The 505-nt window shown below is 49.5% G+C and carries 1 protein-coding gene; it reads right to left on the bottom strand.

Annotated features, from left to right (window positions below):
* Nucleotides 1-505: ATP-binding cassette domain-containing protein (locus R7Q11_RS29720; protein ID WP_225467409.1), on the bottom strand; the 505-nt coding region annotated here is incomplete at both ends.

The raw sequence follows: 505 nt of genomic DNA, 5'->3' as shown, positions 1-505 counted from the left end.
AAACCGTCTTGAGCGATGTCGAGCGGAGCGGCTGGCTCATCTAAAATCAACAACTGCGAGTATGGATTTATCGTTCTCCACACTTGGAGGCATACACCCGCTAAGCGTACGCGTTGCCACTCGCCGCCTGATAGCGTTTGAATGCTGCGGTGCAGCTTATCTTGCAGTTGGACGAGCTCGACCACCATATTAACGGCATCACGAACTTTACCATCAGTGATCGCAGCGCCACTTGGCAACGACAACGCAAGATATTGAAAAACATCGACGTTAAATGCAGGTCTAGATTGCTGACATAAGTAACCGCGAACATAAGCTTGTTCCGACAAAGATAACGTGAGCAAGTTTTTGTCATCCACATGAACTTCACCGCTCGCTCCGTCCCTGCCAGTTAATGTGCCAGAAATCGCTGCGAGTAACGTACTCTTACCAGAGCCGTTTGGTCCGACAATGTGGACGACTTCGCCAGCTTTGCATTCAAATGAAAGTGGCAGCAAACGACTTC

Source organism: Vibrio sp. 970 (assembly GCF_033339075.1).
Note: the sequence above shows the minus strand (reverse complement) of the source record. Positions and strands in the feature narration are given on the sequence as shown.